This is a genomic window from Streptomyces sp. NBC_00236 (assembly GCF_036195045.1).
Taxonomy (GTDB): domain Bacteria; phylum Actinomycetota; class Actinomycetes; order Streptomycetales; family Streptomycetaceae; genus Streptomyces.
This window is the reverse complement of the sequence record NZ_CP108100.1, coordinates 7,697,811-7,719,313: the sequence shown is the minus strand read 5'-3', so window position 1 is coordinate 7,719,313 and position 21,503 is coordinate 7,697,811. Positions and strand designations below refer to the sequence as shown.

Annotated in this window: 22 protein-coding genes and 2 pseudogenes; 15 read left to right on the top strand and 9 right to left on the bottom strand. The window is 71.7% G+C overall.

The window, feature by feature from the left end:
* The first annotated feature begins 2 nt into the window (after positions 1 to 2).
* On the top strand, positions 3 to 488 hold the full coding sequence (locus OG446_RS34355) for a MarR family winged helix-turn-helix transcriptional regulator (protein ID WP_328897692.1): 486 nt from the start codon (positions 3 to 5) through the stop codon (positions 486 to 488).
* Positions 485 to 928 carry a hypothetical protein gene (locus OG446_RS34350; RefSeq protein WP_328897691.1) on the top strand — a complete coding sequence of 148 codons (444 nt, stop codon included), beginning with the start codon at positions 485 to 487 and terminating at the stop codon, positions 926 to 928. Before OG446_RS34355 ends, OG446_RS34350 begins: the two co-directional genes overlap by 4 nt.
* Before the next feature lie 412 nt (positions 929 to 1,340).
* Here the strand turns inward: OG446_RS34350 and OG446_RS34345 are convergent, their stop codons facing one another.
* The 4 genes and pseudogenes from OG446_RS34345 to OG446_RS34330 all read right to left on the bottom strand — a co-directional run.
* Positions 1,341 to 2,012 (bottom strand): aspartate/glutamate racemase family protein, encoded by a 672-nt coding sequence (locus OG446_RS34345; RefSeq protein ID WP_328897690.1) that lies wholly within the window; start codon positions 2,010 to 2,012, stop codon positions 1,341 to 1,343.
* A gap of 70 nt (positions 2,013 to 2,082) precedes the next feature.
* Entirely contained in the window at positions 2,083 to 2,445 is a 363-nt protein-coding gene (locus tag OG446_RS34340) for a GNAT family N-acetyltransferase (RefSeq protein ID WP_328897689.1), read from the bottom strand.
* Between the two features lie 30 nt (positions 2,446 to 2,475).
* Positions 2,476 to 2,901 (bottom strand): aspartate 1-decarboxylase, encoded by a 426-nt coding sequence (panD, locus tag OG446_RS34335; RefSeq protein ID WP_328897688.1) that lies wholly within the window; start codon positions 2,899 to 2,901, stop codon positions 2,476 to 2,478.
* A gap of 467 nt (positions 2,902 to 3,368) precedes the next feature.
* A pseudogene (locus OG446_RS34330) lies at positions 3,369 to 4,678 on the bottom strand (ABC transporter ATP-binding protein); the annotation flags it as partial.
* 238 nt (positions 4,679 to 4,916) lie between these two features.
* On the opposite strand from OG446_RS34330, the pseudogene OG446_RS34325 reads away from it, so the two are divergent.
* Positions 4,917 to 5,033: pseudogene (locus tag OG446_RS34325) on the top strand (IS481 family transposase); the annotation flags it as partial.
* Between the two features lie 221 nt (positions 5,034 to 5,254).
* Here OG446_RS34325 and OG446_RS34320 read toward each other — a convergent pair.
* Positions 5,255 to 6,106: a phytanoyl-CoA dioxygenase family protein gene (locus OG446_RS34320; protein ID WP_328897687.1), complete on the bottom strand. Its 852-nt coding sequence runs from the start codon at positions 6,104 to 6,106 to the stop codon at positions 5,255 to 5,257.
* 115 nt (positions 6,107 to 6,221) lie between these two features.
* Between OG446_RS34320 and OG446_RS34315 the strand changes: the two genes are divergently transcribed.
* Genes OG446_RS34315 through OG446_RS34305 form a run of 3 tightly spaced genes read left to right on the top strand, consistent with a single transcriptional unit; the run spans position 6,222 to position 8,666 of the window.
* A complete protein-coding gene (locus tag OG446_RS34315) occupies positions 6,222 to 7,265 on the top strand; it encodes a LacI family DNA-binding transcriptional regulator (RefSeq protein ID WP_328897686.1) in 1,044 nt (347 codons plus the stop codon).
* A 29-nt stretch (positions 7,266 to 7,294) separates the two neighbouring features.
* Entirely contained in the window at positions 7,295 to 7,516 is a 222-nt protein-coding gene (locus OG446_RS34310; RefSeq protein ID WP_328898544.1) for a hypothetical protein, read from the top strand.
* A 52-nt stretch (positions 7,517 to 7,568) separates the two neighbouring features.
* The gene (locus OG446_RS34305; protein WP_328898506.1) at positions 7,569 to 8,666 is read left to right on the top strand and encodes a MerR family transcriptional regulator; all 1,098 of its coding nucleotides are present in this window, start codon (positions 7,569 to 7,571) and stop codon (positions 8,664 to 8,666) included.
* Positions 8,667 to 8,710: 44 nt separating this feature from the next.
* Here OG446_RS34305 and OG446_RS34300 read toward each other — a convergent pair whose 3' ends face one another.
* On the bottom strand, positions 8,711 to 9,136 hold the full coding sequence (locus OG446_RS34300; protein ID WP_328897685.1) for a DUF3592 domain-containing protein: 426 nt from the start codon (positions 9,134 to 9,136) through the stop codon (positions 8,711 to 8,713).
* Between the two features lie 342 nt (positions 9,137 to 9,478).
* Between OG446_RS34300 and OG446_RS34295 the strand changes: the two genes are divergently transcribed.
* Both OG446_RS34295 and OG446_RS34290 read left to right on the top strand, forming a co-directional pair.
* A complete protein-coding gene (locus tag OG446_RS34295) occupies positions 9,479 to 10,393 on the top strand; it encodes an AurF N-oxygenase family protein (protein WP_328897684.1) in 915 nt (304 codons plus the stop codon).
* 92 nt (positions 10,394 to 10,485) lie between these two features.
* Positions 10,486 to 12,132, top strand: coding sequence for an FAD-dependent oxidoreductase (locus tag OG446_RS34290; protein WP_328897683.1), 1,647 nt, complete (start codon positions 10,486 to 10,488; stop codon positions 12,130 to 12,132).
* Positions 12,133 to 12,166: 34 nt separating this feature from the next.
* On the opposite strand, the gene OG446_RS34285 is transcribed toward OG446_RS34290, so the two are convergent.
* On the bottom strand, positions 12,167 to 12,691 hold the full coding sequence (locus OG446_RS34285; protein ID WP_148017109.1) for a DoxX family protein: 525 nt from the start codon (positions 12,689 to 12,691) through the stop codon (positions 12,167 to 12,169).
* A gap of 235 nt (positions 12,692 to 12,926) precedes the next feature.
* Here OG446_RS34285 and OG446_RS34280 point away from each other — a divergent pair, with 235 nt between their 5' ends.
* Together OG446_RS34280 and OG446_RS34275 are read left to right on the top strand one after the other, a co-directional pair.
* On the top strand, positions 12,927 to 14,942 hold the full coding sequence (locus tag OG446_RS34280) for an NADPH-dependent 2,4-dienoyl-CoA reductase (RefSeq protein ID WP_328897682.1): 2,016 nt from the start codon (positions 12,927 to 12,929) through the stop codon (positions 14,940 to 14,942).
* A 114-nt stretch (positions 14,943 to 15,056) separates the two neighbouring features.
* The gene (locus OG446_RS34275; RefSeq protein ID WP_328897681.1) at positions 15,057 to 15,608 is read left to right on the top strand and encodes a PadR family transcriptional regulator; all 552 of its coding nucleotides are present in this window, start codon (positions 15,057 to 15,059) and stop codon (positions 15,606 to 15,608) included.
* Positions 15,609 to 15,627: 19 nt separating this feature from the next.
* On the opposite strand, the gene OG446_RS34270 is transcribed toward OG446_RS34275, so the two are convergent.
* Both OG446_RS34270 and OG446_RS34265 read right to left on the bottom strand, forming a co-directional pair.
* Entirely contained in the window at positions 15,628 to 16,587 is a 960-nt protein-coding gene (locus tag OG446_RS34270; RefSeq protein ID WP_328897680.1) for a hypothetical protein, read from the bottom strand.
* The gene (locus tag OG446_RS34265) at positions 16,584 to 17,423 is read right to left on the bottom strand and encodes a phosphatase PAP2 family protein (RefSeq protein WP_328897679.1); all 840 of its coding nucleotides are present in this window, start codon (positions 17,421 to 17,423) and stop codon (positions 16,584 to 16,586) included. Before OG446_RS34265 ends, OG446_RS34270 begins: the two co-directional genes overlap by 4 nt.
* Before the next feature lie 162 nt (positions 17,424 to 17,585).
* Between OG446_RS34265 and OG446_RS34260 the strand changes: the two genes are divergently transcribed.
* From OG446_RS34260 to OG446_RS34240, 5 genes are all read left to right on the top strand, one after another.
* A complete protein-coding gene (locus OG446_RS34260; RefSeq protein ID WP_328897678.1) occupies positions 17,586 to 18,215 on the top strand; it encodes a TetR/AcrR family transcriptional regulator in 630 nt (209 codons plus the stop codon).
* 215 nt (positions 18,216 to 18,430) lie between these two features.
* Positions 18,431 to 19,444: an SPFH domain-containing protein gene (locus OG446_RS34255; RefSeq protein WP_328897677.1), complete on the top strand. Its 1,014-nt coding sequence runs from the start codon at positions 18,431 to 18,433 to the stop codon at positions 19,442 to 19,444.
* Positions 19,441 to 20,340, top strand: a complete 900-nt coding sequence (locus tag OG446_RS34250) for a hypothetical protein (protein WP_328897676.1) — start codon at positions 19,441 to 19,443, stop codon at positions 20,338 to 20,340. Before OG446_RS34255 ends, OG446_RS34250 begins: the two co-directional genes overlap by 4 nt.
* A gap of 67 nt (positions 20,341 to 20,407) precedes the next feature.
* Complete coding sequence (locus OG446_RS34245; protein WP_328897675.1) at positions 20,408 to 20,905, top strand: nucleotide triphosphate diphosphatase NUDT15; 498 nt, start codon at positions 20,408 to 20,410, stop codon at positions 20,903 to 20,905.
* 56 nt (positions 20,906 to 20,961) lie between these two features.
* Positions 20,962 to 21,456: an FBP domain-containing protein gene (locus tag OG446_RS34240; RefSeq protein ID WP_328897674.1), complete on the top strand. Its 495-nt coding sequence runs from the start codon at positions 20,962 to 20,964 to the stop codon at positions 21,454 to 21,456.
* Positions 21,457 to 21,503 lie beyond the last annotated feature (47 nt).

Here is a 21,503-nt window from a genome sequence, read left to right as displayed (position 1 = left end):
CCATGAGCAACGCATCCGCGGGTCCGACCCCCGGCTTCCTGGTCTGGCGACTGTCGATGAAATGGCGGGTTGCCATCGACCGGGGGCTGGCGCCGCTCGGGCTGACCCACGCGCAGTACTCCCTGCTGGGGTCCCTGTGGGGGATGCAGCAGACGGGGCTCCGGCCGAGCCAGCGGGCACTCGCGGACCACACCGGACTCGAAGCGCTCTACGTCTCGAAACTGGCCCGCGGACTGGAGGCCGCCGGATTCGTCGACCGGGCCGCCGACCCGGCCGACACCCGGGCCGTCCGCCTGTCGCTCACCCCCGAGGGGCTCGCGGTCACCGGTCGCGCGGTCGAGGTGGTGCGCCGGCTCGTCGACGGGCTGCTCGCTCCCCTGGGCGGCCTGGACGGCCCGGACACCGAGGCGTTCACCCGGACACTGACGGCACTGCTCGACGTGCCGGTTCCCGTAGTCACCGGTCCTTCAACCGAGGAGTCATCATGACCACCACACCGACCGTCAACGGCCAGGTCATCGGCCAGGCCCACTACGCCACGCGCGCCGTTCTCGAAAGCCTGCTGGCCGCCACGGACACCACCTTCCACGAGTCCGTCGCCCTGAACGCCACGGCGGACGGCGGTGGGAGCATCGAGCACCCGCGGCTCGTCCACCGGATGACGTCCACACTCAAGATCGACACCACGGCCGTGCAGACCGTCCTGACCGGCCTGATCAAGCAGGGCCTGCTGGCGGAGGAGCCGGGAGAACCGGCACGGCTGTCCATGACCGCCGAGGGCAGCGAGCTGCACCGTACGCACCGGGCCGCCCTCTCCGAGGTCACCGCCCGGCTCTACGCGGACCTGCCGGCCGAGGACCTGGCGACGGCGGGCCGGGTCCTGACCGAGGTCACGGCACGGGCCAACGCGGTGCTGGCCGGGGGCTGAGCCGACGGTCACCGCCGGCCGGCCGATCGGTGCCGGGTGCGCGCCCCGCGCTGACGCCGACGCCGGACCCGTGAAGGTCAGCCGACCGGTGAGGGCTCCGGCTCGGGCGGCGGCACCGGCTCGGGGTTCGGCGCGGGCGGCTGCGGGATCGGATCCGGAGCCGGGCCCGGCGGCGTGGGCACGGGCGGCGTCGGCCCCGGGCCGGGCGGCGTCGGCGTCGGCTCCGGGAGCGGCTGGGGCGGCCCCGGAATCGGTCCGGGGGTGGGCGCCGGCGGAACCGGATCGGGGTACGGGTGGGTCATCTCGGGCCTCCGAACGGTCGGGGTGGATCTCCTCCACCGTCTCCCGGAGCGGCTGCCCGCGCCCGGCGAGTCCACACGTACGGGCCGCGGATGCACCGGTCCGCTCGCGGTCACACCCGTCCGGCCGTCCGCGCTCGTGATCGTGATCGCACGGCCGCGACCGCCGCGGCGTCCAGCCCGGCTCGGGGGCTGGACAGAACCGGGATCCGGGTGACCGAACGGGTGACCGCGCCCGCCATCGAGACCTGGGCCAGCACGATCGCATCGGCGTCCGTCACGGCGTCGGCCGCCGCCGCCACGAGATCCAGGTAGCCGTCATGATCACCGGCCTCGAAGCGCTCCCAAGCGCCCTCGACCAGAACGGTGCGCACCTCCAGGTCCCGCTGCCCCGCCCGCTCCGCCTCCTCGGCGATCAGCGCGCGGGTCGGTTCCAGGGTGGCGTGGTGCGCCGCGAGGACGGTCACCCTCCGCGCGCGGACGGCGGCGGCCGCCATCGGCCGGTCGATGCGCAGGACCGGGACACCGAGCCGCGCCCCGACGGACTCGGCGACCCCGCCGATCGTCGAGCAGGTGCAGAGCACCGCGGTGGCCCCGTCCGCGACAGCGCTGTTCACGAGCGCCTCGACATCCCCCGCCACCGCTTCGGGCCCCAGCACACCCGCCCGGTCGAGCAGGTCCTTGTACACGAGGTGGCGCACGACGAGGCCGGGGTGGTGGGCGTCACGCAGGGCGTCGAAGACCGGGACGTGGACCGGGGAGGTATGCAGGAGTGCGAGGCTCATCCACGCCACGCTACCGGCAGCCCCGCCCCCGCCCGGCAGGCGCCCACCATCCGGAACTGCGGGTCAGTGGTCAGTAGAGCTCGGGATGGGCGGCGAGCTCCTTCTTGGCCCGCTCCACCAGTTCCGCCGGAGCTTCAGGAGCCTCGTCCGGGTGGCGCGACGCCCACTTGGCGGCGTACGGACAGAGCGGGACGACGGGGACGCCCTCGCGGGCGGCCATGGAGTAGAACTCCTTGACCAGGGCGCCACCGATGCCCTTCCCCTCGTGCCCCTGCTCGACGACCGTGTGCACGGCGACGAGCGCCGCGGGCGCCCCGTCCAGCACGAAGTACACGATGACGCCTGCGGCCTCGCCGTCCACGTACGCGAGCAGCTTGCCCGCTGTCCGGTCGTCACGGATGTCGGGGCCGGTCTGTCCGGACTGCTCTGCCATGGCGGATGCTCCCTCGCTGTGTGAGGCGCTTCAGCGCGCCGCGGGGACGGCGTGCGGGCTGCGCTCGGTGTCGGAACCCGGCACGGGCGCGGAGGCGTCGGCACCGAGCTCGACGATCCGGTTGCCCGCGTCGACATGGACGATACGCGGAATCAGCCCGCGCGCCTCGGCGTCGTCGACCTGTGCGTAGCTGATCAGAATGACCAGGTCACCGGGGTGCACGAGATGAGCGGCGGCTCCGTTGATCCCGATCACACCGGAGCCGCGCTCGCCCTCGATGACGTAGGTCTCCAGCCGGGCACCGTTGTCGATGTCGACGATGTGCACGAGCTCGCCGGGCAGCAGGTCGGCGGCTTCCATCAGCGCGGCGTCGACCGTGACGGACCCGACGTAATGCAGGTCGGCCTGGGTCACGGTGGCGCGATGGATCTTGGACTTGAACATCGTACGCATCATTGAGGTACTCCTGGACATAGGCTCCCTGCCTGCATATTTGCAGGTCAAGTGCGGTTCCCTTACCTTACAACGAGTCGCGTGTCCGGTCAGCTTTCGCAGGGTCTTTGAGGACTGATGCTGACCGATTGCTGACTTTTCTGACGCACCGTCAATCATTGTGGGAGAGCTTCGCCGACCCTCCTGGACTTCATCGCAGCGACTGCAGAAGCCTACGCAGCAGCCTCCGAACAGTGCCCGTGATCACCGTCACTCTGGCGCTCTGGCGCTCTGGGCCGATCACGAGCGAGGGCGGTCACCGGGGAACCGGGCTGCGCAACACCTGGGGTCAGCCGATCCCAGGCCCCTCAACCCCGCCCCCGGGAGGAGCCATCAATGGTTCAACAAGGTGATCTTTGACCACGTTGACCGACCTGCTGCGCGGCGAGATTCCAACGTGCGGTCGGGCACTCAACGTAGTACCCGGCCCCCGCCGCCTGCAGCCGCGCGTACGCCCCTCCCGCCGCGAGGAGTTGCTCATGGGTTCCGGTCTCCACGATGGATCCGCCGTCCATCACGACGATGGTGTCCGCATGGCGGATCGTCGAGAGCCGATGGGCGATCACGAAGGCCGTGCGCCCCTCGCGCAGACGGGCCAGTGCCTGCTGGACCAGGACCTCGGTCCGGGTGTCGACGGAACTCGTCGCCTCGTCCAGGACCAGCAGCGAGGGGCGGGCCAGGAAGGCACGCGCAATGGTCAGGAGCTGCTTCTCCCCCGCGCTCAGCACGGTCGCCTCCTCGTCCACGATGGTGTCGTAGCCGTGGGGAAGGGTCCGGATGAATCTGTCCGCGTGCGCCAGGACCGCCGCTTCGACGATCTCCTCGCGGCTCGGGGCGTCGGCCCCGTAGGCGATGTTCTCCGCGATGACCCCCGGGACAGCCAGGTGTCCTGCAGGACCGTGCCGATCCCGCCGCGCAGGCGGGCACGGGGTATCGCGGCGATGTCCTCGCCGTCCAGGGTGATGCGCCCGGAGCGGACGTCGTAGAAGCGCATGAGCAGGTTGACGAGGGTGGTCTTGCCGGCGCCCGTGGGGCCGACGATCGCGACGGTCCGACCGGGCTCGACGGTCAGCGTCAGGTCCTCGATCAGGGGCTCGCCCTCGACGTACCGGTAGGAGACGTCCCTCAAACGTCACACGGCCGGCCGGGGCCGGTCCGGGCGCTTCGCCGCGGCCGGTGTCCGGCTCCTCCTCCGACAGGTCGAGCAGGTCCAGGACGCGCTCGCCGGACGCGAGACCCGACTGGACCGTACCGGCCATGCCGGCCAGGTAGATGAACGGCTGGCTGTACTGCCGCGAGTACTGGACGAAGGCCTGGATGTCACCCACCGACAGCGCCCCGGCGGCAACGCGCACACCGCCCACCACCGCGATCAGTACGTAGTTGAGGTTGCTCAGGAATCCCATGACCGGCTGCAGGGCGCTCGACGCCGACTGCGCCTTCCTCGTCGCCGCGGTCAGGCGGTGGTTCGCTTCGGTGAACGCCTTCCGGGCCTCCTCCTCACGGCCGAAGGCCTTCACCAGCGGGTGGCCGGTGCAGATCTCCTCGATCCGCCCGTTGAGCTCGCCGGTGCTCGTCCACTGTTCCCGGAACGAGGGCTGCGCCCGCCGTGCCAGACGGGCTGCCGCCAGAACCGACAGCGGAGCGGTCACCAACGCGACGAGTGCCATCAGCGGCGATATCCAGAACTCACGGCCAGCATCCCAACGATGCTGAAGAACGGCACGACGAACTGGCCCATCACGACCGGCACGCTCACCACCACGGTCGGCGGGCGGACGGACACCCAGCCGGCGAACGGGACCTGAGCCGCCCTGCTTATGTACAGAGATCTGTGGGCTCCATAGCCCATCAGGAGGGGCGCGGGAACGTCCAGAAGGCATAGCGCCCCTCCTGTGAACCGGGGCGGACAACTTACGCGCCAGCGCTTCTGGGAACACACCGCACGGAGGTCGTCGTGTTCCCACCGCAATGCCCGGCTGACTGTTCTCGGGAGGCGGCTGCTGGTTGAACGTGTCTGATCCGGCCGTCCGCTCGCGCAGGTGGCAGCCGAGATGGGAATCTCTCAGGCCACGGCCCACAAGTGGATGCACCGCTGCCACACCGCACTCGACGGACACCCACCCGTCACCCCCGTCAACAACCCTGCGGATCAAGAGACGTAGGCGACGGTGCGGCCGGTGAGTTCACCGGTCACCAGGCCGAACTTGCGCAGCTCCCGCCGTACGGCGGAGACTGCGTTGACCACGGCAGGCATGCGCGAGGCGGGCGGGCCGTGCCGGAAGGCGCACGTCAGCGTTTCCGCCGCGCTGTCAGCTCAGGCATCGCCCATGACCAGACCCTCGATGGTGTGCTTCTGGGTGATGGGCATCAGCTGGTCGACGACCGGACAGTCCAGATGCCGCCGGACGCGCTCGGGCAGCGCCTTCCAAAAGGCGCGGGTCACGGCAGTGTCATGCCGTTCGCTGTTGGCGGCCTCAGGACCGTCCACCCCCAGAACCAGCACGGGCCGGGACTTCGCGGAGTCGTTCCTCGTCCCGCGGTGGATGGTGAGGGCGCTGCGCGCCGAAATGTCGCCGCGCTGCGGGTACTTGCGCACGGCGCGTTCCTCGTAGCGCGGGTAGTGGGACCGGGGCGGGAACATACCGTGCTCGAACTCCGGGCTGTCATCCCACTGGGTGCCCGGCGCGATCTCGAAGGGGCCCATGTCCTCCTGGGTGTCGACGGCGGTGACGTTGAAGGCCAGGGACGTGAGCCGCCGCTCAGCACGGGTCTCCTCGGGGAGGGGGAAGTCCCGGTGCCAGGGCTGGTTGACGGCGCCTTCGAGCGGTACGTCAAAGCCGAGCTCGACGATGCGATAGTCGGCGCCGAGCACGGCCTCGCAGACCGAGCGCACCCAGGGATGGTCGACGAGTTCGACGAAGCCGCGCAGCTGCTCGGGGTGGATCTCCACGTAGTAGCGGTGCGGACCGCGTCCAACGGCCCCTCCGGGCCGTGTCAGCGCTTCCTGGAAGGCGGCTTCGATGTCCTCGTGCAGACGGTCGGCCCACTCCGTGGTGAACGCGCCCTTGCGGGCCGTGATGCCGAGCGAGTACAGAGCCTCGACCTCAGTACTCACGTTCACGTCCAGGGCATCCGTGGTGATTCCCGGGTGCGTGTGCGAGCTCATGCGTGCCTCCTTGCAGCAGACTGTCCGAGACATGTTGCAACGATGATTTCAACGTTGCAATAGCTGTGACGGACAATCTTGATCCCTGCCGACGGCGGCATGTCAGGATGGCGTGGTGAGCAGCAGCCTGAAAGACGTAGCCGCCCGCGCCGGGGTTTCGGCACGCACCGTGTCGAACGTGGTCAGCGGTTCCGCGCGGGTCGCGGCGGACACCCGCCGACGAGTCCAGGAGGCGATCGACGAGCTGGGATACCGGCCCAACCTCGCCGCACGCAGCCTGCGGGCCGGTCGCACCGGCATCATCGGGCTGGCCATCCCGGAGCTGCACTCCCCCTATTTCGCGGAGCTCGCGGGCCTGATCGTCCAGGAGGCACGGAAACGCTCGTGGACAGTGATCATCGATCAGACGCTGGGCGACGCCGAGGCGGAACGCCGCTTGCTGACCGGCAGCGGTGGACGCGTGATGGACGGGTTGATCATCAGTCCGTGGGCGCTGACCGCTCAGGAGCTGGCGTCGACCGCGAGATCTCTGCCGATCGTCATGCTCGGCGAGCGCAGCCCTCAGGGCTTCGCCGACCGCGTGGCCGTTGACAACGTGAGCGCCGCGGATGAGGCCACCACTCATCTGCTGATGCTGGGACGCCGCCGGATCGCAGCCATCGGCCTGCAGCCACATCTCCACAACGGAACGTCGGACCTGCGCGCCGAGGGCTACCGCAGGGCGCTGCGGCGGGCCGGCATCAGGCCCCTGCCGCGGTGGGAACGCACCGTGGACACGCTGCACCGCAAGGACGGTGCCCTGGCCCTGGCGGACCTGCTCGACAGCGGTGGCGAGAAGCCGGACGCGGTGTTCGCCTTCAGCGACGAACTGGCCCTGGGCGTACTGCACATGGCGCACCAGAGGGGTGTACGTGTTCCAGAGGAACTCGTGGTCGTCGGGTTCGACGACATCGAGGACGGCCAGTACGGCCGTCCGACGCTGACCACAGTCGCCCCCGACAAGCGGCAGATCGCTCAGCTCGCCCTGCAATGCCTGGCGGATCGGATCTACAGTCCGGACAATGAGGTCCCTCCCGCTGACCTCACGGCCCCGCACCGCTTGGTGATCCGCGCCAGCACAACGACCCTCGCCTCTCCAGGTGACATGCGTACACCATGAGCCCTGCGCACCATTACCGAGCACTTCAGGTGGCCGCTTCGAATGTCGAAGTCGGTCAAGGACCCCTGCTCTTCGGCGGCTCCGTCATGATGGCGTCTCCGCTGATGGCCGTCCTCATGCTGCGTGACCTCGGTCTGGAGCCGTGGCAGTACGGGCTGGCCCTGGGGCTGCCGTGGCAGGGGGCACGCCCCTCCGCCGGGGCTGTTCCGGCCCCGGCGGCGGAAGCGGCGTCCGAAGCGCATCGCGCTTGACCCTCACGTGGCGTCAGGCCGCATAGTCGGTGCCGTGGAAGATCACTGGACCGTGGGACGCGTGGCCGCGCTGGCCGGCGTGAGCGTCCGCACGCTGCACCACTACGACGCCATCGGGCTCGTCCGGCCGTCGGCACGGACGCCGGCCGGCTACCGGGCCTACGCGGCAGCCGACGTGGAACGTCTGCGCGAGGTACTGGCCTACCGTCGGCTGGGCTTCGGGCTGCGGGAGATCGCGGAACTGGTCGGCGACCCGTCCACCGACGCGGTCGCGCACCTGATCCGGCTGCGCGGCCTGCTGCTGGAGCGGCGTGCTCGCGCCGACGCCATGGTGGCGGCCATCGACGGCGAACTCGAAGCACGGGCGAAGGGACTGAAGGTGACACCGGAGGAACAGCTGGAGATGCTCGGTGCACGGCTCTACGACGCGATCGGCGGCGCCTACACGGCGACGCGGCGTACCGAACCGCGGATCGCCGCACAGATCTGGGACGCGCTCGGGGACGGGCGGACGGTGCTGAACGTCGGGGCCGGCACCGGCTCCTACGAGCCGGCCGACCGTGAGGTGACCGCGGTGGAGCCCTCGGCGGTCATGCGGGAGCAGCGGCCGGCCGGCTCGGCGCCGTGCGTGGCCGGCGCCGCGGAGAGCCTGCCGTTCGAGGACCGGGCCTTCGACGTGGCGATGGCCGTCTCCACGGTTCACCACTGGGTCGACCCGATAGCGGGGTTGCGCGAGATGCGGCGCGTGGCCCGCCGCGTCGTGGTGCTCACGTTCGACACCGACGAGCCCGGATGGCAGGACCGGTTCTGGCTCACGCGCGACTACCTCCCCGAATTCGCCACCGTTCTCGCGGGGTTCCCCTCGCTGGCCGGGATGGCCGGTGCGATCAGCGCCCGCGTGGAGGCCGTGCCCGTCCCGTGGGACTGCGCCGACGGGCTTTTCGAGGCGTACTGGCGCCGGCCGGAGGCGTATCTGGAGGATCACGTGCGGCGTGCGATGTCGGTGTGGACGAGGGTGGGCCCGGAGGCCGAGGAGCGGGCGGTACGCAGCCTCGGCGACGACCTCGACTCCGGACGGTGGGCCGAGCGCAACAGCGGCCTCGCCGGCCTCGACGCGGCGGATCTGGGCCTGCGTCTGCTCGTGGCCTGAGTCCCGGCGCCTCAGCCGAAGCGCCCGGATACGGGCCGGCCGTCTCAGAGCACTCCTGCCAGCACCACGGCCGTCACCAGGGCGATCACGCCCCCCACCGCGGGGGCGAGCACCCTGATGTGGCGCGGCGCGAAGGACGGCGTGCGGGCGGTCGCGGACTCGGGCGCGTCCTCGGCGTAGTACACCGTCACGAACTCGCCCCTCTTCACGTCGAGTCGGGCCTGGCGTTCCTCGAAGGAGACGGTCCGCCCGCCGGTCGTACGGAATTCCAGCATGTGGTGGGACTGGGTCACCGGAACGCCCTCGGGGTCCTGGATCTCCTCCGTACGCACCCCCGTGCACCGCGCCTCGGCGGTGAGGCCGTCCCAGGCGCTCCGCAGTCGCGGGCCCTGGAGCTGCCGGTCCAGGGCCCTGCCGAAGAACACCGCTGCACTCAGGGCGACGAGGAAGTAGACGACAGCGACAGCCATGGCTCTCCAGGGACGGCTCCGGTCCGGCATCCGCCCCTGCGACGGCCGGGCGCCGCGGCGCGATCACGATGATCCCCCGGTGCGGGTACGGCCGACAAGGGCCCGGGCCCCTCTCCGGGCTCCGGAGTACGCCTCGTCGTGGAGAGATCGTACGGATTCCCTACGCGGGGGTAGGCCCGCACGGTCCTCTTGCTATACCTTCCGTCTAACAGCTTGCTAGACGCGACGTCTAACAAGCGAGGGGCGGCGCCCGGCGGCCGTCGCTCTCATCGGGCAGACACGGGATGAGAGACGAGTCCGGGCACCGTCGGGTCGATCTGTCTCGATTCAAGGAGCCGCACCATGGCAAGCAGCACCGTCCGACCGGAGGACCACGACCGGCTCACCGGGGAGGACGTCGCCCGGCGCCTGCTCGACTCGGCCGCGAAGCTCTCGTACGACCCGGCCACCGAGGTGGACTGGGACACCCCCATGGACACCGCGCACCACGGCGCGAGCCCGGAGTGGAGCACCCTCTACGGCACCGCGTACTGGCAGGAGTTGACCGATGAGCAGCGCAAGGCGCTGACGCGCCAGGAGGCGGCTTCCGTCGCCAGCACCGGCATCTGGTTCGAGATGATCCTCCAGCAGATGGTGCTGCGCGACATGTACGCCAAGGACCCCACGGACCCGCGCTTCCAATGGGCGCTCACCGAGGTCGCCGACGAGTGCCGGCACTCCATCATGTTCGCGCGCGGCGCCGCGAAGCTGGGCGCACCCGCCTACCGGCCGCGTCGCCCGGTGGTCGAACTGGGCCGCGCCTTCAAGACACTTGCCTTCGGCGAGGCGGCGTACGCGGCGATCCTCGTGGCGGAGGAGGTGCTCGACGTGATGCAGCGGGACTGGATGCGGGACGAACGGGTCGCACCGTTCGTCCGGACGATCAACAACATCCATGTGGTGGAGGAGTCGCGGCACATGAAGTTCGCCCGCGACGAGACCCGCAGGCGCCTGCGCACCGCGGGACCGCTGCGCCGGCAGATCAACTCGCTCGTGGTCGCCATCGCCTCGTACTACATCGTCACCAGCATGGTGAACGCGGACGTCTACGCGAACGCGGGGCTGGACGGCGCCCGCGCCCGCGCCGAGGCGAAGGCCAACGAGCACCACAAGTCCCTGATGCGTTCCAGCTGTTCGGGCCTGATGGAGTTCCTGGCCTCGGCCCGTCTCCTCACCAGGCCGGCCCTCTTCTTCTACAAGCGCGCCCACCTGATCTGACCCGAGTCCCCCGGGCGCGCCCCTCTCATCCGCCAGGCCCCCGCAAGCGCGCCGCCCCGATCTGATCCGAGCCGAGAGCCCGAGCTGACGCGATGACCTACGCCATCACCCAGACCTGCTGCAGCGACGCCACCTGTGTCGCCGTGTGCCCCGTCAACTGCATCCACCCCACGCCCGAGGAGCAGGCCTTCGGCAGCACGGAGATGCTCTACGTCGACCCGGCGACCTGCATCGACTGCGGCGCCTGCGCGGACGCCTGCCCGGTCGACGCGATCTTCCCGGTGGACAGCCTCTTCGGAGCGCAGAAGGAGTACGCCGGCATCAACGCGGCGTACTACGCGGACCGGACGCCGGAGCCGGCTGCCGGGCCGAACTTCCACGCCTGGGGCAAGCCGTCGTTCCCCCGCAGCCTGCCGTCGGACTTCGCCCCGATCCGGGTGGCCGTCGTCGGCACCGGTCCGGCCGGGATGTACGCCGCCGAGGACCTGCTGCTGCACACCAACGCCGAGGTGACACTGATCGACCGGCTGCCGGTGGCGGGCGGCCTCGTCCGGTACGGCGTGGCGCCGGACCATCCCGCGACGAAGGGTGTCGGCGAGACCTTCGCACGGTTCCACTCCCACCCCCGGGTCCGGATGCACCTGGGGGTCAAGGTCGGCAAGGACCTCACCGTCGAGGAGCTCTCCGCCCATCACGACGCGGTGATCTACGCGGTCGGCGCATCCGACTCCCGCCGGCTCGGCATCCCGGGCGAGGATCTTCCGGCCAGCATCCCGGCCACCTCGTTCGTGTCCTGGTACAACGCCCACCCGGAAGTCCCGCCGGAGGCCTTCGACCTGTCCGCGGAGCGGGTGGTCGTCGCCGGCAACGGCAACGTCGCGCTGGATGTGGCGCGCATCCTCGTCACCGACCCCGCCACGCTGGCGGGCACCGATATCGCCGGGCACGCGCTGGCGGCCCTGCGGGAGTCCCAGGTCCGCGAGGTCGTCCTGCTCGGCAGGCGCGGCCCCGACGACACCGCCTGCACCGCGTCCGAACTGCTCGCCCTCGGGCACCTGCCGGGCGTGGAGCTCGTGGTCGACGACGGGGACCCGCGGACCGCGGCGGCGATCGACGGGGCGGCCACGGTCGACAAGGCGTTCCTGCTGCGGGAGTTGCCCCGGGAGACGGTCGACTGGTCGCAGCCCCCGCCGCCCGGGCGTCGTATCGTCTTCCGCTTCCACTCCTCGCCGGTGGAGGTGCTCGGAGGTGATGGCGTCGAGGCGGTGCGGGTGACGGCCGGCGGCGGTGACCGGGAGATTCCCACCGGCCTGTTCCTGCGGGCGATCGGCTATCGGGGCCTGCCGGTTCCCGGTCTGCCCTTCGACGAGGCGACCGGCACCGTGCCGCACGAGGGCGGCCGGGTGGCGGGCACGCCCGGCAGTTATGTCGTCGGCTGGATCAAGCGCGGGCCCTCGGGCGGCATCGGGGCCAACCGCACCTGCGCCGCCGAGACCGTCGGCACCCTCCTGGCCGACGCCGTCGCGGGCGCGCTGCCCTCGCCCACGTACCCGGCGAAGGCGTTCGGGCGGCTGGCCCGCAACCGTGGACGCCAGGTTGTCGACGCCCGGGGGCTGGCCGCCATCGACCGCGCCGAGCAGGCCCGGGGTCGCGAACAGGGCCGCCCGCGCGTCAAGTTCGAGACGGTCCCCGCGCTGGTCGCCGCGTCGAAGGGCAGCCGCTGGAGGCGGGTGCGCTGAGCTGGACGCCCGGCACCGCCTGCGGGGGCCGGGCTCAGAACTCCTCCGGCTCCGCGACCTGCCCCTTGGCCCGCTTGCCGACGACGGCGACCGCGGCGGCGGCGCTGCCCACGAAGGCCAGGGCCACCATCCAGGGCTGGTTGAACGCATGCCGGGTGGCGTGGTCCACGGAGTAGCGGCCGGGGCCGGTCAGGCCGATCGCGGCAGCGGTGAAGCCGAGGAAGGCGGGGTATTCGTAGCCGCCGCCCTGCGCGAAGAACCCGGCGGGGGCGTGGACGGCCACCGCTCCCGCCATGGCGCCCGCTGCGGCTGCGCCGGCGGCCGGGGTGGCCAGGCCCAGTGCCAGCAGGACGCCGCCGCCGGCCTCGCCGAGGCCTGCGGCGATCGCGCTGTGCTTCGGCGGATGGAAGCCCATGGCCTCCATCGCGGCCGTGGTGCCCTCGATGCCGCCGCCGCCGAACCAGCCGGCGAGTTTCTGGCTGCCGTGCGCGGCCAGCACCGCGCCGGTGCCGACACGAAGGACGAGCAGGCCGAGGTCACGACGGTTGACGCTGCCCATGAGGGCCTCCGGAAGGGTCGGGGGCCCGGCCGGAAGGAGGGGGCCCGGGTGCGGTACGCACTCCACTCTCCGCGCACCGGGCTCCCGACGGGTCACGTTGTTACGCCGTCCGGGCGCTCCCGGAGCGGCGCGTGACCCGTGACACAGTGCGACGTACCTCATTGTGCAACTTGTTGCACAACAGCGATCCGGTGGTCTAGAACTGGCGTAACCACACCGCGCGAGGAGCCCCCGCATGAGCCCGTACCCGCATCTGCTGAGCCCGCTCGACCTCGGGTTCACCACCCTCCCCAACCGGGTGCTGATGGGGTCGATGCACATCGGCCTGGAGGAGGTCGAGAACGGCTTCGAGCGCATGGCCGCCTTCTACGCGGCCCGCGCCCGCGGCGGTGTGGGCCTCATGGTCACCGGTGGCATCGCGCCGAACGAGCGGGCCTGTTCGCTGCCCGGCGGCGCCAAGATGACGACCGAGGCGGAGGCGGCGCAGCATGCAGTGGTCACCTCTGCGGTACACGAGGCGGGCGGCCGGATCGCCATGCAGATCCTGCACTTCGGGCGCTACGCGCACCACCCCGGCCTGGTGGCACCGAGCGCGATCCAGGCGCCGATCAGCGGGTTCGTCCCGCACGCCCTGACCGACGACGAGGTCGAGTCGACCATCGAGGACTTCGTCACGGCCGCGTCGCTGGCCCGGAGCGCGGGGTACGACGGCGTCGAGATCATGGGCTCCGAGGGCTATCTGATCAACGAGTTCATCGCCTCGGCGACCAATCACCGCGAGGACCGCTGGGGCGGCTCGTACGAGAACCGCATCCGCTTCCCCGTCGAGATCGTGCGCCGGGTCCGGGAGCGGGTCGGCAGCGACTTCATCCTGATCTACCGGCTCTCGATGCTGGACCTGGTGCCCGGCGGATCGTCCCTGGAGGAGGTCGTGCAGCTCGCCCGGGAGATCGAGGCGGCCGGGGCGACCATCATCAACACCGGCATCGGCTGGCACGAGGCCCGCATCCCCACCATCGCGACCTCCGTGCCGCGCGGCGCCTTCACCTGGGTCACCGAGAAGGTGCGCGGCGCCGTCTCCGTACCGCTGGTGACGAGCAACCGCATCAACACCCCCGAGGTCGCCGAGGGCATCCTGGCGGCGGGCCGCGCGGACATGGTGTCCATGGCCCGGCCGTTCCTCGCGGACCCGGACTTCGTCGCGAAGGCGAGCGAGGGCCGCGCGGACGCGATCAACACCTGCATCGGCTGCAACCAGGCCTGCCTGGACCACGTCTTCAGCGGCAAGGTCACCTCCTGCCTGGTCAACCCGCGCGCCTGCCACGAGACCGAACTCACCCTGTCGCCGACCCGCACACGTAAGCGCGTCGCGGTCGTCGGAGCCGGTCCGGCCGGGCTCGCCTGCGCCGTGACCGCCGCCGAGCGCGGGCACGCGGTGACGCTCTTCGACGCGGCCGAGGAGATCGGCGGACAGCTCAACGTGGCACGCCGGGTGCCGGGCAAGGAGGAGTTCGACGAGACGCTGCGCTACTTCCGTACCCGGCTGACGGAGGAGAAGGTCGAGCTGCGCCTGGGTGCCGCGGTCGGCGCCGGAGAGCTCGACGGCTTCGACGAGGTCGTCCTGGCGACGGGCGTCACTCCCCGTACGCCGGCGATCCCGGGCGTGGACCACCCGAGCGTGGTCAGCTACCTCGACGTGCTGCGGCACGGGGCGCCGGTAGGCGACCGGGTGGCGCTCGTCGGTGCGGGCGGGATCGGCTTCGACGTGGCCGAGTTCCTGACCGACGGCGGGGACGCCGCGAGCCTGGACCCGGAGGCGTTCTTCCGGCAGTGGGGCGTCGACACCGAATACCGCGAGCGGGGCGGGCTCGGCACCGCCGAGCGCCCGAAGTCCGCGCGCACCGTTCATCTGCTCCAGCGCAAGGCGAGCAAGGTCGGCGCGGGTCTCGGCAAGACGACGGGGTGGATCCACCGCACCGAGCTCCGGCACCGCGGCGTCACCATGATCGCGGGAGTCGGCTACGAGCGGATCGACGACGAGGGGCTGCACGTCACGGTCGACGGCGAACAGCATCTGCTGCCGGTCGACACGATCGTGCTCTGCGCGGGTCAGGAGCCCCGCCGGGACCTGTACGAGGAGCTGCTCGCAGCCGGCCGTCCGGCGCATCTGATCGGCGGCGCCGACGTGGCGGCCGAACTGGACGCCAAGCGGGCGATCCGCCAGGGCACGGAACTCGCCGCCTCGCTCTGATCGCCGCCCCGCGCTCTCATCGCCTCCGTGCTCTGATCGCCGCCCCGCTCTGATCACGGACTCAGGGGGCCGGACCTCCCGTCCGGCCCTCCGCGGCTCCCTAGGATGCACCCCATGTCACTCCCGCACGCGATCCTCACCGCCCTGCTCGAAAAGCCGTCGTCGGGGCTGGAGCTGACCCGCAGGTTCGACCGGTCCATCGGTTACTTCTGGTCGGCCACGCATCAGCAGATCTACCGCGAGCTGGGGAAACTGGAGCAGGCCGGACAGATCAGGGCACTGGCGCCCGCCCAGCCTGCCCGGGGGCAGAAGAAGGAGTACGAGGTGCTGCCCGCGGGCCGCGAGGCGCTGTCCGCCTGGGTGGCCCGTCCGGAGGACCCGAAGCAGATCCGCGATCCCCTGCTGCTGCGGATGCGGGCGGCGGCGGTCGTCGGTGCGCCCGGCCTCGACGCGGAGCTGCGCCGCCACCTCGCACTGCACCGGCTCCGGCTCGCGGAGTATCTGGAGATCGAGGAGCGGGACTTCCCGCCCGGGCGGGACGCCGCTCAGGACCGGCTGCGCCATCTCGTGCTGCGCGGCGGCATCGACCTGGAGAACTTCTGGATCGGCTGGTTGACCCGGGCGCTGGCCGAGGACGCCGGCGCGGCGGCGGCCGACCTCGGGTGACGGTCGCGGGCGGCGGGCCCTACGGGCGGCCGGCCCGGATCCGGCGCAGGTGGCCGTGTTCCTGGTGGAGTGCGGCCCGCGGGCTCTTGATGACCACCCTGGACGGGGTGCCCGGAGGCGGTCCGGCCACGACCGCGTCCGCGGCCGATGCGGTCTGCGCCTGGGCGCGGCTGAGCAGGATCACGCCCCGCACCGCCGCCGCCGAGCCCAGCAGCGCCGGGACCAGGCTGATCGTCCCGCCCTGGAGCCGCTCCCCCAGCAGGGCCAGGCCGATGGCCGCCGCGGCAACCGGATTGGCGAGGGTGACGACGGCGAGGGGCGCGCCGAGACCGCCCCGGTAGGCGGTCTGGGAGAGGAGCAGTCCGCCCATGGCGAAGGCCGACACGAGCACCGCGACGACCACCAGGCGCCAGCTGAACAGCGGACCGGTCGTGTGGTCGGTGACGGCGACGGTCAGCGTCTGCGTCAGTGCGGAGGCGACGCCCGAGGTGATGCCCGAGGCCGCGGCGTGCCGCAGTCCGGGGCGGGTACCGGGGCGGCTGAGCCCGGCGACGACGGCCACGGTTGCCGCGCCGACGGCCAGCGCCTGGACCAGGCTCAGCGTCTCGTGCGGGGCGGAGCCGCCCGCGGTCATCAGCAGGGCGCCCAGGCCCAGCAGGGTCAGGAGGGTGCCGCGCCACTCGGTCGTCGAGACCCTGCGGCCCGCGGCCCGGGCGCCCAGCGGCACGGCGGCGACCAGGGTGAGCGCGCCGAGCGGCTGGACGAGGGTGAGCGGACCGTACTTCAGTGCGGCGACGTGCAGCAGCGCGCCGCCGGCGTTCAGCCCGACGGCCGACCACCATGCGCCGCTGCCGAGCAGCCGGAGCGTCCCCGTGCCCGGCGCGGTGCGTCCCGCGAGTCGCGCCTGCGCCACCGCGGCGGAGGCGTAGGCGGCGGCGGAGACGAGCGACAGCGCGACGGCGGCCAGGGTGGCGTTCATCGAGCGGTTCCGGAGGAAGCGTAGGAGCGGCCGGACACGTCGGGTGCGGCGACGGCGTAGGCCGGCTCGCCGGCCCTGGACGGCCACGGCAGATGCGCCCTGACCGGCTCCGCGCGCGGCAGCCGCAGCGCCGCGAAGGCCACCGAGAGCAGGGCGGCCACCACGATCGAGTCCAGCCAGTAGTGGTTGGCGGTGCCGACTATGACGAGCAGCGTGATCGCCGGGTGCAGAAGCCACAGCCAGCGCCACCGCGAGCGGGTGGCGACGACCAGGCCGACGCCGACCATCACCGCCCAGCCGAAGTGCAGCGAGGGCATCGCGGCGAACTGGTTGGCCATCGAGTCGGTGGCGGGCGTGGACCCGTACACCGTCGGTCCGTAGACCTGGCCGGTGTCGACGAGGCCGGTGGCGGCGAGCAGCCGCGGCGGGGCGAGCGGGAACAGCAGGTGCAGGGCCAGTGCGGCACCGGTGAGTACGGCGAGGATGCGCCGGGACCAGACGTAGTGGCGCGGCCGGCGCCAGTACAGCCAGCCGAGGAAGAGCAGGGTCGCCGGGAAGTGCACGGTCGCGTAGTAGGTGTTCGCGAGGTGGATCAGCGTCTCGTCATGGAGCAGCAGCGTCTGTACGGCACCCTCGCCGGGCAGGTGTACGGCTCGTTCGAGGTCCCAGACGCGTCCCGCGTTGTGGAACGCCTCGTCGACGTGACCGTTGGCCGCCTGGCGGCCGAACTTGTAGATCACGAAAAGTCCTACGACGAGAAGAAGCTCGCGGACGAGGGGTGGTCGGGCAGTAGTGTCCGGCTCCCGATCGGCGGGCCTGCTACCGGCGAACATCATCCGGTGCCCCTTTGCTGACGAAGCGGTGTTTCGGTGGCAGGGACGGGTCCGTGCCGTATCGATACGCCAGTGTACCGATACGGAAGCGTATCGGAACACTCGCGTATCGGTACACTGGCGTATCGATGGACCTCGTCGCAGAGTCGCAGAGAGGGAAAGCGCATGTCGTCGCTGGAATCGGAGCCGGAGCAGGCCACCGCGTCGCGCCGCTCGAAGATCACACCGGAGCGGGCCCAGGAGCTCTACACGGCCGTGCTCGACATGCTGAGGGAGAGCGGCTACGAGTCGCTGACCATGGAGGGCGTCGCCTCCCGGTCCCGCTGCGGCAAGTCCACGCTCTACCGCCAGTGGGGCTCGAAGCCCGAACTGGTCGTCGCCGCACTGCACGGGACCCGGCACGGACTGCTCGGCCGGATCGACACGGGCACGCTGGCCGGGGACCTGCGCGAGGCGGCACGCGCCATCGGCGAGGGATCCGGGCGCGACACCCCGCTGATGCTGGCCCTGAGCCATGCGGCACTGCAGAGCCCCGAGCTGCTGTGCGCACTGCGTGAGTCGCTGATCCTGCCGGAGCTGGCGGCGATCGACGCCATGGTCGCGCGCGGCGTGGAGCGGGGCGAGGTGGCCGCGGACAACCCGGCCGCGGAGTTCGTCTCCACCCAGCTGCTGGGCGTGATGCGCGCCCGCCCGCTGCTGGACTGCGCCTACGCGGACGAGACGTTCCTCATCCGCTTCGTGGAGGGCGCGGTCTTTCCCGCACTCGGCCTGGACGCACAGGCGTCCGGGTCCTGACAGACGTGGGCCGTCGCCCCAGCGGATGACGACGGCCCGCCCGCGCCGCACCGTGGGGACGGGGGCGGCGCACCACCCGGACGGCCGGCGACTTCCACGGAGGTCACCGGCCGTTCGCGTGTACCGCCCGGTCTCCGAAACCCCCCTTCTCGTCCTCTTGACGATATGCGGTGCACCGCGTTATCGTCCCCATGACGAGAACGAGGGGGGCCACCATGGCCGACATCACCCGGCGCTTCGGCTGGCGCCATCTGCGCTCAGCTCCCACCGCCCACATCCGCCACCACAAGCGCGGCCAACTCACCCACGACGGGGCAGGGCTGAGTTTCTGGTACCGGTCACTGAGCGCCGCGCTCTCCGAGGTGCCGGTCAACGACCGCGAGCTGGCCATGGCGTTCCACGCCCGCACCGCCGACTTCCAGGACGTCACCGTGCAGGCCACCGTGACGTACCGGATCAGCGACCCGGCCGAGGCCGCCGCCCGCATCGACTTCTCCATCGATCCCGACACCGGCGCCTGGCGCGGCGCCCCGCTGGAGCAGATCGCGACCCTGCTCACCGAGACGGCCCAGCAGCACACCCTGGACGTCCTGGCCCGCACCCCGCTGGCCTCCGCACTGGTGGACGGCGTCGCCTCGGTACGCGAACGGGCGGCGGCCGGCCTCGCCGACGAGCCCAGGCTGCCCGCCACCGGCATCGACGTAGTGGCCGTACGCGTCGTCGCCATCCGCCCCGAGGCCGAGGTCGAACGTGCGCTGCGCACCCCCGCCCGCGAGCAGATCCAGCAGGAGGCCGACCGGGCCACCTACGAACGCCGGGCCGTGGCCGTAGAGCGCGAGCGGACGATCGCCGAGAACGAGCTGGCCAGCCAGATCGAGCTGGCCCGGCGCGAGGAGCAGCTCGTCGAGCAGCGCGGCACCAACACGCGCCGGGAGGCCGAGGAGCACGCGGCGGCCGACGGGGTGCGCGCCGAGGCCGAAGCCGCACGCACGGTGCGCCTCGCCCGCGCCGAGGCGGAGGCGGCCCGTGAGGTCGGCGCGGCCCGTGCCGAGTCGCAGGCGGCGTGGCTCCGGGTGCACGGAGAGGTGGCCCCCGCGACCCTGCACGCACTGGCCGCGACCCGGCTCGCCGAGAACCTCCCGCACATCGAGAGCCTCACCCTCTCCCCCGACGTCCTCACCGGACTGCTCACCAAGCTCGGCCGGACCGCGCCGGAGAACCGGGCGTGAGCCTGGCCCCGAGGGCGGTCCTGGTCCACCGCACCACCGAGTACGAGGAGTTGCTGGCCCGGCACGGGACCCACGGCCAGGCGGCGTTCTTCCTCTCCAGCCGGGGCCGGTCCATCGACGAGGTGGCCCGCCGTCATCAACGGACCCAGCAGGCGCTGGCCGATGTGGCGGCAGCCGTTCCGCTCCAGTGGCGTCACTCGCGGGTGGAGCGGGCGGATCTGGACCGGTTCCTGTTCGCACCCGAGGACGTGGTGGTCGTCGTCGGCCAGGACGGGCTGGTCGCCAACGCCGCCAAGTACCTCTCCGGCCAGCCGGTCGTGGGCATCGACACCGACCCCGGCCGCAACCCCGGCGTCCTGGTCCGCCACCGGCCGGGCGACGCGGCGGCCCTCCTGCGGGCAGCCGTGTCGCCGGGCGGTGCCGCGGACGAGCTCACGATGGTGGAGGCGGTGGCCGACGACACCCAGCGGCTGCTGGCCCTCAACGAGATCTACCTCGGCCCGTCCGGGCACCAGACGGCGCGCTACCGGCTCGGTGCCGGAGCGGCGGACTCCCCCGCCGAGTCACAGGCCTCGTCCGGCGTCCTGGTCGGCACGGGCACCGGCGCCACCGGGTGGTTGCGCTCCCTGTGGCAGGAACGCCGCAGCCCGCTCCCCCTGCCCGCGCCGACCGACCCCCGGCTGCTCTGGTTCGTCCGGGAGGCCTGGCCGTCGCCGGCGACGGGCACCTCACTCGTCTCGGGTGAGCTGGGCAGCGGTCAGGGGCTGCGGCTGACCGTCGAGTCCGACCGCCTCGTGGTCTTCGGCGACGGCATGGAGGCCGACGCGCTGCAGCTGACCTGGGGCCAGACCGTACGGCTCGGCATCTCGGCCACCTCGCTGAGGCTGACGGTGTGACCGCGCGCACCGCCCCGCCCGTACGCTCTGTGCCTCGTACCGGTCACCGAACCTCATGAGGAGCACCATGGAAACGGTCCCCGCCCGCAACTCCCGACCGCCCCTGGCCCAGGCGGCGCTGGGCGTCGGGGTGCTGGTGCAGGACGGGCAGGGGCGGATCCTGCTCGGGCGGCACCACAGCGGCACCTGGGAGCTGCCCGGCGGCAAGGTCGATCCGACGCACGAGTCGATCGCGGCGGCGGCCGTGCGTGAGCTGCGGGAGGAGACGGGACTGGAGGCCGCCGAGCACGAGGTGCGCGTCTTCGCGATGCTGCACGACGCGGTGCACGGCATCAACCGGGTGACGATGGCCGCGCTGGTGACCGTCGGGGACGGCACCGCCCAGGTGACCGAACCCCATCTCATCAGCACCTGGCGATGGATCCGGCCCGAGGACCTGCCGGCACCACTCTTCGACCCCTCGGCGCAGATCCTCGCGGCCTGGCGCCCCGACCTCGGCATCACGCACCCGCCGGTGCACCGGCTGGACGTCGTGACCGAGAGTACCGATAACTCACAGGCATAGCCCTACATCCATTAATCATTTGCCTAGGGTTCATAGGCAGAGTTAGCGTCGTCGGTATGAAGGCCGTGACCGAGCAGGACATCCGCACATCGTTCGTCAATTGCTCCAAGGGAGAAGCCGGGCGCCTGCCGCTGCCCCGCGATCTCGGCGAGCTGCCGTGGGACGATCTCGACTTCCTGGGCTGGCGAGACCTCTCCGCCCCGGGGCGGAGCTACATCGTGACCGAGCACGAGGGCCGGCTGACCGGCATCTCGCTGCGCTTCCCCTCCCAGCAGCGCGGATTCCTGCACCGCAGCATGTGCTCGCTCTGTCTGACCACGCATCCGGGCAGCGGAGTGTCCCTGCAGACCGCCCGCAAGGCGGGCCCTGCGGGACGCGAGGGCAATTCGGTCGGTCTGTACATGTGCACCGACCTGGCGTGCTCGCTCTACGTACGGGGGAAGAAGGCCGTGGCCTCGGGCGCCCGTTTCAAGGAGTCGCTGACCATGGAGGAGCAGATCGACCGTACGCGGACCAATCTCGCGGCGTTCGTCGCCAAGCTCTTCGGCTGAGCGGGGCGGATACGGCCGTGCCCGCCCCGCCGGTCGACGGGGCGGGC

What these genes read in the sequence shown, in the direction of transcription:
- OG446_RS34265 (WP_328897679.1), bottom strand. Translation starts at nt 17,423, where the DNA reads ATGATGTTCGCCGGTAGCAGGCCCGCCGATCGGGAGCCGGACACTACT.
- OG446_RS34285 (WP_148017109.1), bottom strand. Translation starts at nt 12,691, where the DNA reads ATGGGCAGCGTCAACCGTCGTGACCTCGGCCTGCTCGTCCTTCGTGTC.
- OG446_RS34320 (WP_328897687.1), bottom strand. Translation starts at nt 6,106, where the DNA reads ATGAGCTCGCACACGCACCCGGGAATCACCACGGATGCCCTGGACGTG.
- OG446_RS34240 (WP_328897674.1), top strand. Translation starts at nt 20,962, where the DNA reads ATGAAGGCCGTGACCGAGCAGGACATCCGCACATCGTTCGTCAATTGC.
- OG446_RS34340 (WP_328897689.1), bottom strand. Translation starts at nt 2,445, where the DNA reads ATGGCAGAGCAGTCCGGACAGACCGGCCCCGACATCCGTGACGACCGG.
- OG446_RS34245 (WP_328897675.1), top strand. Translation starts at nt 20,408, where the DNA reads ATGGAAACGGTCCCCGCCCGCAACTCCCGACCGCCCCTGGCCCAGGCG.
- OG446_RS34290 (WP_328897683.1), top strand. Translation starts at nt 10,486, where the DNA reads ATGACCTACGCCATCACCCAGACCTGCTGCAGCGACGCCACCTGTGTC.
- OG446_RS34280 (WP_328897682.1), top strand. Translation starts at nt 12,927, where the DNA reads ATGAGCCCGTACCCGCATCTGCTGAGCCCGCTCGACCTCGGGTTCACC.
- OG446_RS34345 (WP_328897690.1), bottom strand. Translation starts at nt 2,012, where the DNA reads ATGAGCCTCGCACTCCTGCATACCTCCCCGGTCCACGTCCCGGTCTTC.
- OG446_RS34275 (WP_328897681.1), top strand. Translation starts at nt 15,057, where the DNA reads ATGTCACTCCCGCACGCGATCCTCACCGCCCTGCTCGAAAAGCCGTCG.
- OG446_RS34355 (WP_328897692.1), top strand. Translation starts at nt 3, where the DNA reads ATGAGCAACGCATCCGCGGGTCCGACCCCCGGCTTCCTGGTCTGGCGA.
- OG446_RS34350 (WP_328897691.1), top strand. Translation starts at nt 485, where the DNA reads ATGACCACCACACCGACCGTCAACGGCCAGGTCATCGGCCAGGCCCAC.
- OG446_RS34270 (WP_328897680.1), bottom strand. Translation starts at nt 16,587, where the DNA reads ATGAACGCCACCCTGGCCGCCGTCGCGCTGTCGCTCGTCTCCGCCGCC.
- panD (WP_328897688.1), bottom strand. Translation starts at nt 2,901, where the DNA reads ATGATGCGTACGATGTTCAAGTCCAAGATCCATCGCGCCACCGTGACC.
- OG446_RS34295 (WP_328897684.1), top strand. Translation starts at nt 9,479, where the DNA reads ATGGCAAGCAGCACCGTCCGACCGGAGGACCACGACCGGCTCACCGGG.
- OG446_RS34260 (WP_328897678.1), top strand. Translation starts at nt 17,586, where the DNA reads ATGTCGTCGCTGGAATCGGAGCCGGAGCAGGCCACCGCGTCGCGCCGC.
- OG446_RS34300 (WP_328897685.1), bottom strand. Translation starts at nt 9,136, where the DNA reads ATGGCTGTCGCTGTCGTCTACTTCCTCGTCGCCCTGAGTGCAGCGGTG.
- OG446_RS34255 (WP_328897677.1), top strand. Translation starts at nt 18,431, where the DNA reads ATGGCCGACATCACCCGGCGCTTCGGCTGGCGCCATCTGCGCTCAGCT.